Source organism: Trichococcus ilyis, assembly GCF_900109135.1.
In the GTDB taxonomy this organism is placed as follows: Bacteria; Bacillota; Bacilli; order Lactobacillales; family Aerococcaceae; genus Trichococcus; species Trichococcus ilyis.
In genome coordinates this window covers 39139-55005 of record NZ_FNYT01000016.1, presented here as the reverse complement: position 1 = coordinate 55005, position 15867 = coordinate 39139, and the positions used below count along the sequence as shown (strand labels likewise).

18 protein-coding genes are annotated in these 15867 nt (G+C 49.0%); 7 read left to right on the top strand and 11 right to left on the bottom strand.

Annotation, left to right across the window (positions count from 1 at the left end):
- The first annotated feature begins 211 nt into the window (after window positions 1-211).
- Both BMX58_RS08895 and BMX58_RS08890 read left to right on the top strand, forming a co-directional pair.
- Window positions 212-1102 carry an ABC transporter ATP-binding protein gene (locus BMX58_RS08895; RefSeq protein ID WP_068622845.1) on the top strand — a complete coding sequence of 297 codons (891 nt, stop codon included), beginning with the start codon at window positions 212-214 and terminating at the stop codon, window positions 1100-1102.
- On the top strand, window positions 1095-1916 hold the full coding sequence (locus BMX58_RS08890) for an ABC transporter permease subunit (protein WP_068622844.1): 822 nt from the start codon (window positions 1095-1097) through the stop codon (window positions 1914-1916). The genes BMX58_RS08895 and BMX58_RS08890 overlap by 8 nt, the downstream gene beginning before the upstream one ends.
- A gap of 98 nt (window positions 1917-2014) precedes the next feature.
- Here the strand turns inward: BMX58_RS08890 and BMX58_RS14675 are convergent, their stop codons facing one another.
- The 4 genes from BMX58_RS14675 to BMX58_RS08875 all read right to left on the bottom strand — a co-directional run bounded on the left by BMX58_RS14675 (window position 2015) and on the right by BMX58_RS08875 (window position 4018).
- On the bottom strand, window positions 2015-2188 hold the full coding sequence (locus BMX58_RS14675; protein ID WP_157077225.1) for a hypothetical protein: 174 nt from the start codon (window positions 2186-2188) through the stop codon (window positions 2015-2017).
- A complete protein-coding gene (locus tag BMX58_RS08885) occupies window positions 2181-2660 on the bottom strand; it encodes a GNAT family N-acetyltransferase (RefSeq protein ID WP_068622843.1) in 480 nt (159 codons plus the stop codon). The genes BMX58_RS14675 and BMX58_RS08885 overlap by 8 nt, the downstream gene beginning before the upstream one ends.
- A gap of 183 nt (window positions 2661-2843) precedes the next feature.
- Window positions 2844-3536, bottom strand: coding sequence for a DUF6198 family protein (locus BMX58_RS08880; RefSeq protein WP_068622842.1), 693 nt, complete (start codon window positions 3534-3536; stop codon window positions 2844-2846).
- A gap of 68 nt (window positions 3537-3604) precedes the next feature.
- Window positions 3605-4018 (bottom strand): MarR family winged helix-turn-helix transcriptional regulator, encoded by a 414-nt coding sequence (locus BMX58_RS08875; protein ID WP_068622841.1) that lies wholly within the window; start codon window positions 4016-4018, stop codon window positions 3605-3607.
- A 70-nt stretch (window positions 4019-4088) separates the two neighbouring features.
- Here BMX58_RS08875 and BMX58_RS08870 point away from each other — a divergent pair, with 70 nt between their 5' ends.
- Entirely contained in the window at window positions 4089-4547 is a 459-nt protein-coding gene (locus BMX58_RS08870) for a GNAT family N-acetyltransferase (RefSeq protein WP_068622840.1), read from the top strand.
- Between the two features lie 168 nt (window positions 4548-4715).
- On the opposite strand, the gene BMX58_RS08865 is transcribed toward BMX58_RS08870, so the two are convergent.
- Window positions 4716-6395, bottom strand: coding sequence for an ammonium transporter (locus tag BMX58_RS08865; RefSeq protein ID WP_068622839.1), 1680 nt, complete (start codon window positions 6393-6395; stop codon window positions 4716-4718).
- Between the two features lie 246 nt (window positions 6396-6641).
- Between BMX58_RS08865 and BMX58_RS14850 the strand changes: the two genes are divergently transcribed.
- Window positions 6642-6797, top strand: coding sequence for a hypothetical protein (locus BMX58_RS14850; protein WP_207501390.1), 156 nt, complete (start codon window positions 6642-6644; stop codon window positions 6795-6797).
- Here BMX58_RS14850 and BMX58_RS08860 read toward each other — a convergent pair.
- The gene (locus tag BMX58_RS08860; protein WP_131814065.1) at window positions 6787-7146 is read right to left on the bottom strand and encodes a hypothetical protein; all 360 of its coding nucleotides are present in this window, start codon (window positions 7144-7146) and stop codon (window positions 6787-6789) included. The genes BMX58_RS14850 and BMX58_RS08860 overlap by 11 nt on opposite strands.
- Window positions 7147-7756: 610 nt before the next feature.
- On the opposite strand from BMX58_RS08860, the gene nrdD reads away from it, so the two are divergent.
- The 3 genes from nrdD (at window position 7757) to BMX58_RS08845 (ending at window position 11619) form a co-directional block, all read left to right on the top strand.
- Entirely contained in the window at window positions 7757-9946 is a 2190-nt protein-coding gene (nrdD, locus tag BMX58_RS08855; RefSeq protein WP_084253890.1) for an anaerobic ribonucleoside-triphosphate reductase, read from the top strand.
- A gap of 23 nt (window positions 9947-9969) precedes the next feature.
- Complete coding sequence (gene nrdG, locus BMX58_RS08850; RefSeq protein WP_068622836.1) at window positions 9970-10530, top strand: anaerobic ribonucleoside-triphosphate reductase activating protein; 561 nt, start codon at window positions 9970-9972, stop codon at window positions 10528-10530.
- 165 nt (window positions 10531-10695) lie between these two features.
- On the top strand, window positions 10696-11619 hold the full coding sequence (locus BMX58_RS08845; RefSeq protein WP_068622835.1) for an aldo/keto reductase: 924 nt from the start codon (window positions 10696-10698) through the stop codon (window positions 11617-11619).
- Between the two features lie 104 nt (window positions 11620-11723).
- Here BMX58_RS08845 and BMX58_RS08840 read toward each other — a convergent pair whose 3' ends face one another.
- The 5 genes from BMX58_RS08840 to BMX58_RS08820 all read right to left on the bottom strand — a co-directional run bounded on the left by BMX58_RS08840 (window position 11724) and on the right by BMX58_RS08820 (window position 15712).
- Window positions 11724-12896 (bottom strand): hypothetical protein, encoded by a 1173-nt coding sequence (locus BMX58_RS08840; protein WP_068622834.1) that lies wholly within the window; start codon window positions 12894-12896, stop codon window positions 11724-11726.
- Between the two features lie 15 nt (window positions 12897-12911).
- Complete coding sequence (locus BMX58_RS08835) at window positions 12912-13739, bottom strand: hypothetical protein (protein WP_068622833.1); 828 nt, start codon at window positions 13737-13739, stop codon at window positions 12912-12914.
- Window positions 13736-14425, bottom strand: a complete 690-nt coding sequence (locus tag BMX58_RS08830) for an ABC transporter ATP-binding protein (RefSeq protein ID WP_068622832.1) — start codon at window positions 14423-14425, stop codon at window positions 13736-13738. The genes BMX58_RS08835 and BMX58_RS08830 overlap by 4 nt, the downstream gene beginning before the upstream one ends.
- A complete protein-coding gene (locus BMX58_RS08825) occupies window positions 14422-14790 on the bottom strand; it encodes a GntR family transcriptional regulator (protein ID WP_204243779.1) in 369 nt (122 codons plus the stop codon). The genes BMX58_RS08830 and BMX58_RS08825 overlap by 4 nt, the downstream gene beginning before the upstream one ends.
- A gap of 157 nt (window positions 14791-14947) precedes the next feature.
- Window positions 14948-15712 carry a DUF6612 family protein gene (locus BMX58_RS08820; protein ID WP_068622831.1) on the bottom strand — a complete coding sequence of 255 codons (765 nt, stop codon included), beginning with the start codon at window positions 15710-15712 and terminating at the stop codon, window positions 14948-14950.
- Between the last annotated feature and the right edge of the window lie 155 nt (window positions 15713-15867).

Genomic DNA, 15867 nt, shown 5'->3' with positions numbered 1-15867 from the left:
CAGCTTAGGCGGAGATTTCTGGGATTCAGAACACGTTTAAAAAGAGTGCGATGAATCCCGTTTAGGAATCGAGCACTTCCCAAAAAGCCGAGACTAATTTGTCTCGGTTTTTTGTGCTGTTCAAGGAAGAAAATAATGTGCTGTTGCTGTAATCTTCAGCCGAGAAAACGTATAATGGATATATGTAAAGTTCTTCAGAGGAGGGGTTACTGTGGAAGCAATCGAAATGGAAGGCCTGACCAAACGATACCGCAAGAGTGTGGCTTTGGACAATGTCCACCTCACAGTGGAGCAGGGCGAACGGTTCGGATTCATCGGGCCGAACGGAGCCGGCAAGTCGACAACCATCAAGCTGCTGCTTGATTTCATCAAGCCGAGCAAGGGAAGTGCCCGGATTTTCGGGTTGGACGTCCAGAAAGACTCCGAGAGCCTGAAGCGCATCGTCGGATATGTCCCGAGCGATGTGCATTACTACAGCAATCTGACGGTCGAGGAAATCCTCTTGATGACGGGGAAATTCCACCAAATCCACAACATAAAAGAGATGATGGCGTACTATGTGGAGCGTTTCGCCCTGGAGCCGAAAAAGAAAATGAAGGATCTTTCCCTGGGGAACCGGAAAAAAGTAGCGATCGTGAATAGCCTGATTTTCAATCCGGACCTCTTGATACTGGATGAGCCTACGAATGGGTTGGATCCTCTGATGCAGCACCGCTTGTTTGAAGAATTGCGGTATCACAATAATGAAGGTGCGACCATCTTCATTTCCACGCATAACCTTCCGGAAGTGGAAGCATTCTGTACGCGTACCGCCTTCATCCGCGAAGGGAAAATCATTTCTGTGGAAGATATGTCATCCGGCTATCAACCCGGGAAAGTGGTGACGCTGACCGGACCGGCCATCGGGATGGAGGATTTCGAGTCCAAAGGGTACCGTATCCTTTCTAAGACAGACCGGGTTGTTTCGCTCTTGTACAAGGACAACGTGAAACAGATTTTGGCCGATGTGTCTCCTCTGGATCTGGAGGATATCGAAATCCGCAATCAGAATCTGGAGGAAAAGTTCATGACCTTATACGGTGGAGGTGGATCTTATGAATAGCATCCGCTTGGAATGGAAACAGGAGCGCGGTGGGTTGTTCGTATGGCTTTTCTTTATGGTCTTGATTATGGGGTTGATGATGGCGATGTTTCCGGTCATGTCAAACCAGGGGATGGAAGATATCCTGACGACCAAGCTTGATGCGATGCCTCCTGAGATGCTGGAGGCCTTCTCATTGACGAACGGAGCGAGCTTGTTGGAGGCAACCGGATATTTCGCCTATATATTCCAATATCTCTTTTTGGCGGCCTGCATTTTTGCCACGATGAAAGGCGCGCAGGCGCTGATCAAGGAAGAGACGAATGGAACGATCGAGTATCTGTACGCCCAGCCGATCAGCCGAAAAGCCATCGTCACGAGCAAATACATCGCGAACCTCGTACTCCTGCTGATTTTTTGGCTCGTGCTGTACGGATCGGCTTTGGTGTTCATCTACTTGTTCAAAGAGGATGGAGCCGCTTTTGTGGAGATCCTCAAGGATATCAGCTTGATATTCGCTGCGGAGTCGTTGGTGCTGCTGTTCTTTTATTCGGTCGGTTTCCTTTTTTCGACATTCATCGCGAGCAGCCGATCCACCAGTGGTGTCGCCTTGCTGTTGGTCTTCGGCACGTACATGATCGGCCTCGTTTCCAAGATGGTCGAGGACTATGAATTCCTGCGTGTTTTGTCACCTGTTGAATACGCGCATCCTGCAGTCATGCTGGAAGAGGGGATTTCTTGGGAATACATGCTCATCTGTATCATCGGAAGTCTCTTGACATTGGGATTGAGCTATCTGATCTACAGCCGAAAAGACCTGCGGATCCAAGTGTAGCGCAAACTGGTGATAGTGACCGTGATTTGCCCAAAATAAAAAAAGCCTTAGCGGGCTTTTTTATTTTGGCGAGTTGAATCCTCGCGAATCATCACACTCTAGCCGAACGTCATGAACAGTACTGCTGCGACGATCAGGGCATACGACAATTTTTCGAGGTTTTTCTTTGTGATCGGGTTCAGGCCTTTGTCGTAGCGGGTCTGATACATGATCCAGACGTTGATTGTGATGCTTATGATGCCCAGTATGCTGGCTGTAAGGTATTTATTCACGGTTTTCCTCCTGTCGTTTTGTGCTGTCTACTTGGTTATTTTGCGGATTGATGATCATATCGATGTGCGGGATATCGTCCTCCAGGTAGATTTCCGATACGGGCCGGAATCCGAAAGAGGCGTAAAACTGCTGCAGATAGGCTTGTGCTTGTGCATGGATCGGGAGCTCCGGAAAATGCAGCTTGGCATACTCCAGCACGATCTGCATCAGTTCCTGGCCGTAGCCATGCGTGCGTTCGCTTTGCGGGACCAGTACGCGGCCGATGCGCACGCTGTCCGGTTCCGGTATCAGTCGGGCGTAGGCCAACAATCGGTCGTCCAACTGCTTGAAGAAGTGGATGCTGACGAGATCGGTGTCATCCACCTCTTGGTAGGGGCAATTTTGCTCCACAACGAAAACGGCTGTCCGTTCTTTGTAGATCAGATGCAATTCCTTCGCCGTCAGTTCCTCAAAAGACTTGATGATCCACATATTTTTTCCTCCTCATTGTCTGGTGGAGAACCACCCTTACAACCCATTATAACAAAGCGCAGGCAAACACAAAATCGGGAGATCACTGTTATGGAAAGCGGAACATCGCAATCGAGGGGCGTTCATGATTTTTAATGGTGAGAATTTATCAAATTTGATTTGATCCTCAGATTCTCGGACAAACTAGGAATCAGCAGTGATGTTAGCCTCGTTGGGTAGCTGATATCTCATATGATGTATTAGAGTCGGAAAAATGTATTTGTCTGAAATGCCAATTATTGTCCCATTGCTGATGCAAGAGAAAATAGTGACTACTTGGACACCGTATATGTGATGATTGAAATAGGCGGAAGCGGCTATAACGACTATCGGAATAAGAAACACAAGTCCTTGAGCGAAAACGATGCTATTGTTAGTTATTCTTTGTCTAACGGAATTTGTCAGACCATCAGTAGGGTAAAGCAAAATATTTGCCCGTTGATAGATGGATGTTCCGATACAGGTTAGAATAACGCCAAAAATTGACACAAGCACTCTAAAACTAAAAGATAGACCAGGAATTTCTGTCAATTGAAGGAGTTCCACAAAGAATTGGATAAAATTACTAAAAAAGAATACAAAAATTAACTCCCCTAGCAAATGATATAAGCGTACTCCTTTGCTAAGTAATTGATTGAGCAGAATAATCAAGGTACCAACAAAAAGTAAAGTCCAGTTTATCGGTAGTTGCGTGGCCTGACTTAAATTGATGGAAGCTGCCGTCCAGACACCGCTCCCAGTGTCGGAAATGATTGATAGCGCATTTCCGATTGTAATCAACAAAAGTCCGAAACCAAAGAAAGTCAGCCTATTTTTGAGCCCATATTGAATATTCATGTAAATCCTCCTTTTTTATATTCCTAACAGTTGCATTTGCAACTGTTTGTGGTAAGATAGACTCAGCTTCACAAAGCTGAGTCTATCTTCGTCAATAAGGCAATCAGCGTGGTCTTTTCGTCAGTGCTCAAGTTTACCAAAGCTTTGGAAATGTATTTTTTTTCCAGACTATAAAGTGTCCTGTAGGTATTTTTGGCTTTATCAGTAGGATAGAGTTGATTGAATTTGCGGTTGACAGGATTGGTTACTTTCCGGATGAAACCGTTAGTTTCGAGCTTCTTCAAGGCTCTGCTCAACGTAGTTTTGTCCACTCTCACTGTATTGACCAAATCCACTTGTGAGATGCCTTCGTTTTCCACAATGCGCATAAGATACAGAAATAAATTATTGTCCAGTCCATACTGTGCCACTTTTTGATTGATATCTGTTGTCGCTTGCCTGGAGATGGTTCCCATCAATCGGAACAGCTTTGTGTTATCCATAAGACACCGCCTTTAATAGTTGCATATTCAACTATATCATACACCATAATCCAAAAAAGGGGAAATTTATATGTGGCATATCAAAACCATAGGAGAAATGAACAGTTTGGAGTTTTACAAAATACTGCGGCTCCGAATCGACACTTTTGTCTGTGAGCAGCAGCGGATTTATCATGAATTGGATGACAATGATCTCAATGCTTTTCATGTTTACTACACCAATGATCGGACTGGGGAAACAGAAGGGTACGCCCGCGTGTTCAAGGCAGCAGGACACGTTACTTTTGGGCGCGTAGTCACTTCAGTTGATGCCAGAGGAACAGGATTGGGAAGCCGGCTGATTGAGGCCGTCCTTGTCCTCTGCAAGGAACAGTGGCCGAACGAGGAAATCATTATTGAATCCCAGGAACAAGTAGTAGGCCTCTATCAAAAATTTGGATTCCATACATTTGGAGACACTTTTACTTTTGAAGGGACACCTCATGTCGAGATGAGATATACGCATGGAGAAGACAAAAAGAATGATTGAGGTATTAATCCTAGTTCTGGATGGGTTGGACTTTCAACATTGTATGAAGATTTACTGTAACTGCATCAGGATTGAGCGCTAAGACACTGCAAAGCAACAAAAAAAAGCCAAGGAGCGCATCTCATGATGAGACGGTTCCTTGGTTGCATGCGGTGTTCGTTATTCGGTTCAGTAATATTTCAAGGCTGCGGCACCGGAATCGCTGTTGCTGATGCGGAAGGCATCGGCAACCGGAGAAACGAAGACTTTTCCGTCACCGACATGCCCTGTGTACAACGCGCGTCGGGCAGCACGGATGACTTCTTCGACGGGCACCTCGCTGATGATCGTCTCGATGCGGACTTTCGGCAAAAGGTTGCCATCTGCCTTCGCACCACGATAGAAGGTTTGTTGGCCTTTTTGGAGGCCGTAGCCGTGAACCGATGTGACCGTCATGCCGGTTACGCCGATTGCGTTCAATTCCGCTTTTAAGCGTTCCAGTTTGTCTGGATTGGCGATGATGTCGACTTTGTTCATCGTATAGCCTGAATCGGACAGCTTGAAGGAGCCGATTTTGGACAGATCCACTTCTTGGACAGCTGGGACTGCAGCAGGCTTGTTGTTGTCTGTTACGTAATCCTCGAAGGCGGTTGTTGCGACAAAGTCATGGTAGCTTGAAGTCAAGCCGTGCTCAGCGACGTCCATACCGACGATTTCTTCTTCAGCCGTAACGCGGAGACCCATCGTTTGTTGGATGACTTTGAAGACCACATACATGGAACCGGCTGTGTAGGCTGCTACAGAAGCCACACCCAAAGTTTGAACGCCCAGCAGGTTCAATCCGCCGCCGTACAACAATCCGCCGTCCGTTGCGAAAATACCGACCAAAATTGTTCCTAAAGCACCATTGACGCCGTGGACGCTGAACGCGCCGACCGGATCATCGATTTTGACTTTTTGATCGATGAATTCGACAGCAAGCACGATGGCAAAGCCGGCGATGAATCCGATGGCGATAGCGCCGAAAGGAGATACTACAGCACAGCCGGCCGTGATGGCGACAAGCCCAGCCAACGAGCCGTTCAGCGTCATGGAAACGTCCGGTTTACCGTATTTAGCCCAAGTGAACAAGAGTGTGACCAAAGTTGCAGTGACCGCTGACAGATTTGTATTCAAGAAGATTGTGCCGATCAAGGCAAGTGTTTCGTCGCCGGTGGCAGCCACTGTGGAAGCACCGTTGAATCCGAACCAAGCGAACCAAAGGATGAAGACGCCCAGCGCGCCGAGTGTCAGGTTGTGGCCAGGGATGACTTGCGCTTTGCCGTCCTTGTATTTGCCGATCCGCGGTCCGACGAGAGCAGCACCGACAAGAGCGGCAACCCCGCCGACCATATGCACAGCTGTGGAACCGGCAAAATCGATGAAGCCCATTTGCGCCAACCAGCCGCCGCCCCAGATCCAGTGGCCTGAGATAGGGTAGATCAGCAAGGAGATGAGGAAGGAGTACACGAGATAAGAGCTGAATTTGGTCCGTTCCGCAACAGCCCCGGATACGATAGTGGCTGCAGTGGCTGCGAATACGTTCTGGAACATGAAGTGCACCGATCCGGGGATGGTGGAATCAAGTCCTTCCATAAATAGTTCGGGCGTTCCGATGATGCCGGCGATATCATCACCGAACATGATGCTGTAGCCGATAAGGAAGAATCCCAGCGAGCCAAGCACAAAGTCCATAAGATTTTTCATGATGATGTTCGCCGCGTTCTTGGCGCGGGTGAAGCCCGTCTCGACCATCGCGAATCCGGCTTGCATAAAGAATACCAAGACCGTCCCGACTAAGGTCCATAATGTATCTACTGATGAAAACATAATTATTCCTCCTTTTGTTTTAGCATAGTCCTAGTGTATAGAAATAATTTTATTGAGGCTATATCCTGCTTACCAGAGATGTTACATAATCTGACAATCCATTTAAATCAACGTTTGTAAGTGCTTGAATGTCAAAATGATGAGAGTTTTAATCTTGAATCTCATCGGATTGCAGGAATGTTGGATGCGTTTGTATTTTTTTGGTCAATATGATTTAAAAAAATCTGACATGGCGGAGTAGGGAAAATGACCGATGTCAGAATCAGTGACAAGGAATGGGCCGCACCCGACAGGAAAAACCGGCAAAAAACGAAAAACGCAGCCAAAAAAAACCGCAGCGAGCATATACAACATGCTCGTCTGCGGCTTTTTGCATTTTATTCGGTGATGCCTAAAAGTTGATGATCCAGTCCATTTCGGATAATTCGATCAACGGCAGCTCGATGGCTTCCTCTTTTAGCGCCTTCTCGAACCCTGCTTTGGAAAGAGGGCCTTTTACAGATTCAATTCTTCTATCGATAATAAAATATTCGAATGCTTCATTATGTTCTTTTTCAAGAATGATAAATTCATCGGTCCAATTCAATCTTGTAATGTAGCCCTGGATGCTTCCAGTCGGGTAGCGATAAGATGAAGGCAGATGGAAAAGGTTTTGCCAAGAAGCGCACTGTCTCAAAAATAGGTCTTCACCGACCGGTATTCTAAATTTCGCAATTTTGGATATTTCCGGCAACATTCTGTTCTTCCACACTATCTTTTCACCCCTTTTTTTATCTCCTCATTCTTATGACATCCCTGCGGAATGAAACCGGATAACAGATCCGAAAATAAGAATGAATCGCTTACATTTCTGACAAGTCATAGTATAACTGCTTTTTTTTCCAAAGTACAGAAGATTCTATTGATTTTCTGTACTTTATATGTTTTTTAACAAAATTTTTAATATTCGGGGCATTGTTCGGAAATTGGAAGGGACTTCCGGGGTTTGTCCCTTGATTGTTTCGGTTCTGCCTACGCAGGCGCGAAGCTGCTAAGAAAATAGCATGCAATCCATTTTCAGGGCAATTTCTTATTGACCAAGAGAGCAAAATGTGTCTCCTGGCTCTATGGGTATTTTGGTTTGAAACACTATATATTGTGGTGGAAATTTAGGTGTGGATGATATATAGTATATACAGTGAATCGAAACAGAGACTACTTTAAGTGGGGGTAATCAACGTGGGAAGGGCGTCCGATAAGGAAAGCTTGCTCATTTTGTAACGACCTCTTACTTTTTATTAGCTTTTTTTGCATGTTCGGTTAATTTTTAACTAAGGAGTGGGAAAAATATGGCTTCATTACCAACGGATTTCCTGAATGAAATGACAAACCTTCAAGTCGATGACGCAGAGGTGGCTATCCAAGTGTTGAAGGCGGATGGACGGGTAGTTCCTTTTCATGCCAAGAAAATATACAAAGCGATCAAGAAAGCGGAGCGTTTCTTGTCTGAACAGAACGAAGCGGCTGCAGCTTACGACGTGGATGCTGTCGTGGCCGAGGTCGTGGACAAACTGATCGCATCAGAAACGGACAGTGTTTCGACGGATGACATCCACGATCAAGTGGAAGCGACGCTTGCAGAAATGGGAAATCTGCCGTTGGCGGAAGCCTACAATACCTACAAACTGACGAAGAAAGTCAAAAAATTGCAGCAACAGGACATCGAATTGCGCATCCAAAGCCTGATGAACGCCGATCAGAGCGTCGTCAACGAGAATGCCAACAAGGACAGCCGCGTCTTCAATACGATCCGCGACTTGACGGCAGGGGTGGCCGCGAAAGCGATCGGCCTGCGGATGCTGCCGAAACACGTTTCCAACGCGCATATGAAGGGCGATATCCATTATCATGACTTGGATTACCAGCCATATTCGCCGATGACGAACTGCGTGCTGATCGATTTCCAGAACATGCTCCGTGAAGGCTTCAAAATCGGCAATGCCGAAGTCGACAGCCCGCGTTCGGTCAACACAGCGACTGCCCAAATGGCGCAGATTTTTGCGAATGTCGCTTCCAGCCAATACGGCGGCTGCAGCGCCGACCGTGTCGACGAAGTGCTGGCACCGTACGCACGCCTGAACTACGAAAAACATCTGGAAACGGCCAAAGACTGGGTGGAAGGCGAAGAAAGACAGGTAGCCTACGCGGAAGAGAAGACCCGCAAAGACATCTATGATGCGATGCAGAGCCTGGAGTACGAAATCAACACACTCTACACTTCAAACGGCCAGACACCGTTCACCACGCTCGGCTTCGGTCTGGGTACGGATTGGTTTGCGCGCGAAATCCAAAAAGCTGTCCTGCAAGTCCGCATCAAAGGCTTGGGCAAGGAAAGACGCACAGCGATCTTCCCGAAACTGATCTTCGCTTTGAAGAAAGGCACAAACCTGGAAACGCAGGATCCCAACTATGACATCAAACAGTTGGCCATCGCCTGCGCCACGAAACGGATGTACCCGGATGTGCTGATGTACGACAAAATCGTCGAACTTACAGGCAGCTTCAAGACGCCGATGGGCTGCCGTTCCTTCCTGCAGGGCTGGAAAGACGAAAACGGCAATGAAGTCAATTCCGGCCGGATGAACCTTGGGGTCGTTACCTTGAACATCCCGAGAATCGCTCTGGAATCGGAAGGCAATCCGGAAGCATTCTGGAACATCTTCGAAGAGCGTTTGGCCATCTGTAAGGATGCGCTCGTTTACCGCGTGGAGCGCACCAAAGAAGCGACGCCTACGAACGCACCGATCCTGTATCAGCACGGGGCTTTCGGGAAACGTCTGGGCGAAACGGATCAGGTCGATGAATTGTTCAAAAACAAACGCGCGACCGTTTCCTTGGGCTACATCGGGCTTTACGAAGCGGCAACCGTCTTCTATGGAGCGGATTGGGAAACGAATCCGGAAGCAAAAGCCTTCACTTTGGACATCGTCAAGAAGATGAAGGAAAAAACGGATGCTTGGGGCAACCAATACGGTTACCATTTCAGCGTCTACTCGACTCCGAGCGAGAGCTTGACCGACCGTTTCTGCAGCATGGACACGGAAAAATTCGGCATCATTGCCGACATCACGGATAAAGAGTACTACACGAACAGCTTCCACTATGATGTCCGCAAAAATCCGAATCCGTTCGAGAAGATCGCCTTCGAAATGGAATATCCGCAATATTGCTCAGGCGGCTTCATCCATTATTGCGAATACCCGAACCTGCAGCAAAATCCGAAAGCGCTGGAAACAGTCTGGGATTTCGCCTACGACAAAGTCGGCTACCTGGGGACGAACACGCCGATCGACCACTGCCTGGAGTGCGGTTTCGAAGGGGATTTCAACCCGACCGAGCGCGGTTTCCAATGCCCGGAATGCGGCAACACCGATCCGCAGACTTGCGACGTCGTGAAACGCACTTGCGGCTACCTCGGCAATCCGCAGATCCGTCCGATGGTGAAAGGCCGCCATAAGGAAATTTCCGCCCGCGTCAAACATCTGCACGTGGACTGCAAGACAGAACAGTAAACAAGACAGTTAGGTGATGTGAAGTGAAAAATCCGCAACCGCAAGAATGGTTGGCAGAGAAATACAGCAAGGACAAAATCGCGGACTACAAACCGTTCAACTTTGTCGACGGGGAAGGCGTCCGCTGCAGCATCTATCTGAGCGGCTGCCTGTTCGCCTGCGAAGGCTGCTACAACAAGATCGTCCAGAATTTCGACTACGGCATCGCCTACACCGACGAACTGGAGGAACAGATCATGGCCGATCTGCGCCAGCCTTATGTGCAGGGCCTGACGCTCTTAGGCGGCGAACCGTTCCTGAACACGAAAGTCGCGCTTCATTTGGCTCGGCGCATCCGGGCGGAGTTCGGCCGGAGCAAGGACATCTGGGGCTGGACCGGCTACTATTGGGATGAATTGGCTTTGGAATCCGAAGACAAACGGGAGCTGCTCGGCTTGCTGGATGTGCTCGTCGACGGACGTTTCGAACTGTCCAAACGTGATCTGACGTTGAAGTTCCGCGGCAGCTCCAACCAAACCATCATCGATGTGCAAAAATCGCTGGCAGCCGGGGAAAAAGTCCTCTGGGCCAATGCGTACGCTTGAATGTAAAAACATACACGAGGCTGTCTCACTGAGGCAGCCTTTTTGCTGTGCTTGGGGGCAGCGTTTTTGCCGGTGCGCTTCAGTACCCATAAACCCGGCAAAAATGCTATACTGATTTTATTGAAACGTTTTCAAGAAAATCCAACACGAAAGCTGGTATGACAAGTGAAAAAAATTAATCTCGGCAATTCAGGCCTGTTCGCATCGGAAATCTCGCTCGGCATCATGCGTATGAACGCTCTGACGCATGAAGAGGCGACAGCGGTCATCCGCACGGCAGTGGACAACGGCATCGATTACTTCGACCACGCGGATATTTACGGCAGGGGCACTTCGGAGGAGATCTTCGGCAAAGCCTTCAAGGAGCTCGGCATCGCGCGGGACAGCGTGATGCTGCAGACGAAATGCGGCATCGTGCCGGGCGTCATGTTCGATTTCTCCAAAGAGCACATCATCGCATCGGTGGAAGGCAGCCTGAAGCGCCTGCAGACCGATTATGTGGATGCGTTGCTGCTGCACCGTCCGGATACGTTGATGGAGCCAGAGGAAGTCGCGGAAGCCTTCGATGAACTGCATAAGGCAGGGAAAGTGCGCCACTTCGGAGTCAGCAACCAAAATCCGATGCAGATCGAGCTGCTCAAGAAAGCCGTCACGCAACCTTTGTTGATCAATCAACTGCAGCTCAGCCTGACGCATGCGCCGATGATCGACGCCGGCTTCAACGTGAATATGGTGAACAATCCGTCGTTCATGCATGACGGATCCGTCCTGGAATACAGCCGCATCTCGGATATGACGATCCAGCCGTGGTCGCCGTTCCAGTCCGGCAACGGCAAGAAAGGGTTGTTCTTCGACCATCCCGATTACGTGGAGCTGAACGAAAAAATCGACGCGATGGCGGATGACAAGGACGTATCCCGCGAAGCGATCGCGATCGCCTGGTTGCTGCGCCATCCGGCCAAAATGCAGCCGATCGTCGGCAGCATGAATCCTGAACGCATCGCCGCCATCTGCAAAGCGTCCGATGTGACCTTGAGCCGCACCGAGTGGTATGAACTCTACATGGCAGCAGGCAAAAAGTTGCCTTAAACAAAAACGGACATCGTCACCTGCAAATGCAAAAAAGAACAAGCTCCCACTCCAGGGAAACTTGTTCTTTTTTGCGTTCTAGGAAATTTGCTAAACCAATTGCATTACGGTTCAAACACGATCCGGTCGAAATAGACGGCATCGGTATTCTCGATGGTACCAAACGCCCCGGAAATTTGACCGTTGTACAGCATGGCGCCGGTCTGAAGATCGAACACCGCGACGGGAGCGGGCTTTTGGTTTTCCAGATAGGTTTTCGTCACCAAAATCCGATTTCCCGATACAATCAGCTTCCAACCCATATCAGGGGCCGATTGCCAAGTGGCGGTGTTTTGCAGGACAAGCTCATCCATTGTTTTGTCCTGTGCAGCATCAAGTATCCGGATGACCCAATCGCCTTCAGCAGGGCGCAACTGATAGAAGCGGCTGTCCTGAATCGCATAAGGCAGATGATCTTCCGAAAAATCCGCTCCGGCGACAAGGTCGACCAGTTGTTTCGTTTCCAGATCATACCGATGAAAAACGGTTGAAGTGTTGGGAGTCGCTGATTCACTTGAACCCCACTCGGTTTCATGCATTTTGACGATTACTAAGAGCGCGTTGTGGCCTTCCTGGGTCAATGGCTCCACCGAGACATCCTGATAGCCGGGAAAGTCTTCAGGAAAATCAAATATGAGATGATCTTCGAGGGTGGCAGTCCTAGGATCATAGATGGCAAGCGCACTGCCGGCGTACTCCGAGAGGCCATTGTAAAGAGCATATTGGATGATCAAGCGATTGCCTGAACTGAAAGTCCGTGTGATTGTGTAATCGGCATTGCTCGCCGTAGCCGGATACGGAAGTGCCGCTTTTGCGGTCGTTCCGGTCCCTTTGTCCAGCGCAGCCAGCGAGAAGCCATCTTCTTCAACTGACACATAATACAAAGTAGTGTCTGTTTCGGCATAATTGCTCTGGTAAGGAAGTTTCCCACGCATAAAGGAGCGGTAATCTTTTTGCCAAGCGGCCACGGCACTTTCGGAATAATCGTGGAACACGTCAGCCTGATGGTACACCTCGGAACTCAGCAGCCCCGACCGGTCCAAGGTCAGCGTTGTCTGTTCGCTCCAATTGTTCATTGTGCCGTAGTAGGTAAGCCCCTTCACCAGTGCGTCATCCCCGGAGATTGTTTCGATTGCGATATCCGGAGTTTTTTCCTGTGCCAATAACGGTTGGGTATAGAAAGTTCCCAAAATGGTGACCAGCAGGAGACTCAGCCATAAAGTCGTTTGTTTTCTCATGTGATCCTCCTTCTTTTACACACTGATGCGATTTTTCAGCAAGTGATCGTTTATTCGGGTACCGGCGATAAATAGTATCGTGTGGATACTGATTGCCGCCCAGTATTTTTCCTCCGCGTAAAGAAAGGAACTGACGCCCGTACGCAGGAACAGCAACGCTGATACGAGCAGGACGCTTGCAACGACACCCGCCAAGATGACACCGCGCCAGCGTACGCTCAGGTGCATCAAGATGAATGTGTACCCTAAAGTGAGTGCGGCATAACCTGCACTGTAGTAAAACAGATAACTGGAAAAGCTGCCTGGCAAAGCCAATGACAACGGTGAGCTGGTGGGAATAACCGACTGCAGAGGCAGGTCCATATAAACGCCGGCAGGCATCAGGCCTGAGAAAATCAGCTCTTCCACGAACAGCAACCCAATCTGCAGAGCCTGCAATCCGGTAATCATCAGCCAGATGGTTGCGAATTTGGCTGCATATACAGAGAAACGGCTTCCGGGCAGACTGAGCAAGCGGAAAGAGAAGCGGTCCTTGCCGGTCCAGTCCTGATACCAGATGGCGACGGCATAAAAAAGCAGACAGAAAATAGCGGTCACGATGGAGAAGCCAAAGAACGAATTGTTCGTCACTGCATCGAACGAAATGTACCCATTGTTGTTCAGATAGCCCTCAAGCGTATTTTCGGATCCGGCGCGCAGCATGCGTTCATAGCCACCTTTCCAGAAGCGGTACTCATGGAAAACTGCATAAGCCTGCAGACCTGCGACGAGGATTATCAGAAAGCCGTAGAAGCGTTTTGCGCGGTTCCATTCAAATGCCCATAGTTCCATAAATTTTTTCATGGCTGATACACCTCCCTCATCACATCGATGATGGCTTTTCCTTCGGTTTGGCGGATGTCTTCCGCATAGAAATCTTTCACGATCCGGCCATTGCGCAGCATCACGATCCGATCCAGCAACATTTCCACTTCATCCATATGGTGGGTCGCGATTAGGACACCTTTGTCCTGCACAAACTTGCTCGTGAACACTTCCAGAATATCTTCCCGCGCAAAAACATCGATGCCGGAAAAAGGTTCATCCATCAAATAGTAATCCGCGTCTAAAGAAAGTCCCAACAAAAAATTCACCTTTGCGCAGTTCCCTTTGGACAGATTTTTCAGCTGCGCATCAGGTTCGAGCCGGAAGAACGCAAGCAACTCATCTGCTTTGGTGGCATTCCAGTTCGGATAATGAGTAGCCATGAACTGCATCGTCTCCGCAACTGTCATCCAGCGCGGCATCGTCAGCGAATCCGGAATATAGGAGATCCGCTCGTACAGTTGATGCTGGATGTCCGCCCCATCGATCGTGATCGATCCGCTATTGCGCGGAATGAGGCCCATGATGCAATTCATAAGGGTCGTTTTCCCGGTGCCATTCAGGCCGGTCAAGCAGATGACCTCATTTTGATTGATGGTAAAACTGATATTCTCCAGAATGGCTTTTTTTCCATAACTTTTCTGCAGATTCTTTATTTCGATCATTTAGGGTGACCCTCCTTCAAGCGCGTTTCGATCAGGTGCAGGACTGCTTCATCTTCCAGTCCGACGATGCGTACCGTATCAATGAACGATAATATGGCATCTTCCAGGATGCCTTGCCGCAATGACTGAATCTTTTCCTGATTTTCAGTTATTCTGCTGAGCGCATTTCCATCCGTAAAAATCAAATCAAGTCCCTCCATTTCCTTATAGGCGCGTTGCACGGTATTCGGGTTTACCTTCAATTGCGTCGCCAACTCCCGGCGCGAGGGAATCTCCTGTCCCGGTTGAAAGTCCCCGCTGACGATCTTCTGCTTGTACATTTCGATGATCTGTTCATAGACCGGGCTTCTTTTGTCAAAAATCACTGCTACCACCTGCCTTCTTCGATCAAGTGTATTAATCTGTTCATACACTAGGGGCAAAAAAATACTATGGGTGTATTATATGCTTAATACACTCGGGAGTCAAATAATACCCTGAACCCAAGACCGTAATAGGCTTGGGTTCAGGGTATCTCTGTTGTCAAAACGAAGAATCCGCCGTCGCGGCAGTCGTTTCGGCGGCATCGAAATCAGGCACGCTCTTCAGTTGCTGCGCCTGGTTGTACAGGTCGAACTCGCCGGTCAGTTCCGTCGTGGAGACGGATTTCTGGTCGGCTTGCGTGACGGTCGAGCTGTAGGAGACCGCGTTCAGATAGAAGGTTTCGGCGTCCAGACGGATTTCGATGTCGTAATCGGTCTGCTCGGACGGGAAGGTCTGGAACAGATAGTTGATTTCTTTGTTCAGGGCGTCATCGCTGCCGGAAAAGCGCAGCAAATACTCGTTCCCTTTGAGCTCGAGGGTGCCGTACGCTTCGATGATTTGGGTCAGTTCGATGAATGTCTCCAGCGGATAAACCTGCAGGCTGGCCAGCGGGACATCGGGTGTGGCATAAGCCGTCCAATCGGCGGAGTCGATCTGGACATAGCCGACTTCCGGAGTCACGTAATACTCGGATTTGGTTGCGGGGTAATTGCTGTCCTTGTCGATCCGCTTGCCGTAACCGGTCTTCTCCTCCGGGAACAGCGTCGCATCGGAAGTCGCATACTGCTCGCTCACCACTGTGGCGCCGGTCAGATCCTCTTTTGTCGTCGTCGTGGTCAAAGACACGAATTGATGGTAGCTTTCGAGGTCGGCGGAACGGTTGACCAAGTTCTGCATGACTTCTTCTCCGGGCAGCGCGGTCCGGCAGGCGGAAAGCAGCACGAGCGGAAGGATGAGCAGCGCAGCAAGTAGGTTTTTTTTCAAAGGTGTTGCCTCCAAGTCTATAGGGAAAATAATGGGAAGTGTTCAGGTTGTCGGGGAGTTGCCGCATGCGGGCAATCTTTTCCCATTGTACAAGAGAATCTCCCAAAAGAGAAGGTTTGCTATAGAGCAAAGACCAACCTATAATGGAAACAGCA

Bases quoted from the DNA above. Each gene is read 5' to 3' on its own strand.
- BMX58_RS08865 (WP_068622839.1), bottom strand. From the start codon at position 6,395: ATGTTTTCATCAGTAGATACATTATGGACCTTAGTCGGGACGGTCTTG.
- BMX58_RS08875 (WP_068622841.1), bottom strand. From the start codon at position 4,018: ATGGATAACACAAAGCTGTTCCGATTGATGGGAACCATCTCCAGGCAA.
- nrdD (WP_084253890.1), top strand. From the start codon at position 7,757: ATGACAAACCTTCAAGTCGATGACGCAGAGGTGGCTATCCAAGTGTTG.
- BMX58_RS14850 (WP_207501390.1), top strand. From the start codon at position 6,642: ATGACCGATGTCAGAATCAGTGACAAGGAATGGGCCGCACCCGACAGG.
- BMX58_RS08835 (WP_068622833.1), bottom strand. From the start codon at position 13,739: ATGAAAAAATTTATGGAACTATGGGCATTTGAATGGAACCGCGCAAAA.
- BMX58_RS08840 (WP_068622834.1), bottom strand. From the start codon at position 12,896: ATGAGAAAACAAACGACTTTATGGCTGAGTCTCCTGCTGGTCACCATT.
- BMX58_RS08885 (WP_068622843.1), bottom strand. From the start codon at position 2,660: ATGTGGATCATCAAGTCTTTTGAGGAACTGACGGCGAAGGAATTGCAT.
- BMX58_RS08870 (WP_068622840.1), top strand. From the start codon at position 4,089: ATGTGGCATATCAAAACCATAGGAGAAATGAACAGTTTGGAGTTTTAC.
- BMX58_RS08890 (WP_068622844.1), top strand. From the start codon at position 1,095: ATGAATAGCATCCGCTTGGAATGGAAACAGGAGCGCGGTGGGTTGTTC.
- BMX58_RS08830 (WP_068622832.1), bottom strand. From the start codon at position 14,425: ATGATCGAAATAAAGAATCTGCAGAAAAGTTATGGAAAAAAAGCCATT.
- BMX58_RS08880 (WP_068622842.1), bottom strand. From the start codon at position 3,536: ATGAATATTCAATATGGGCTCAAAAATAGGCTGACTTTCTTTGGTTTC.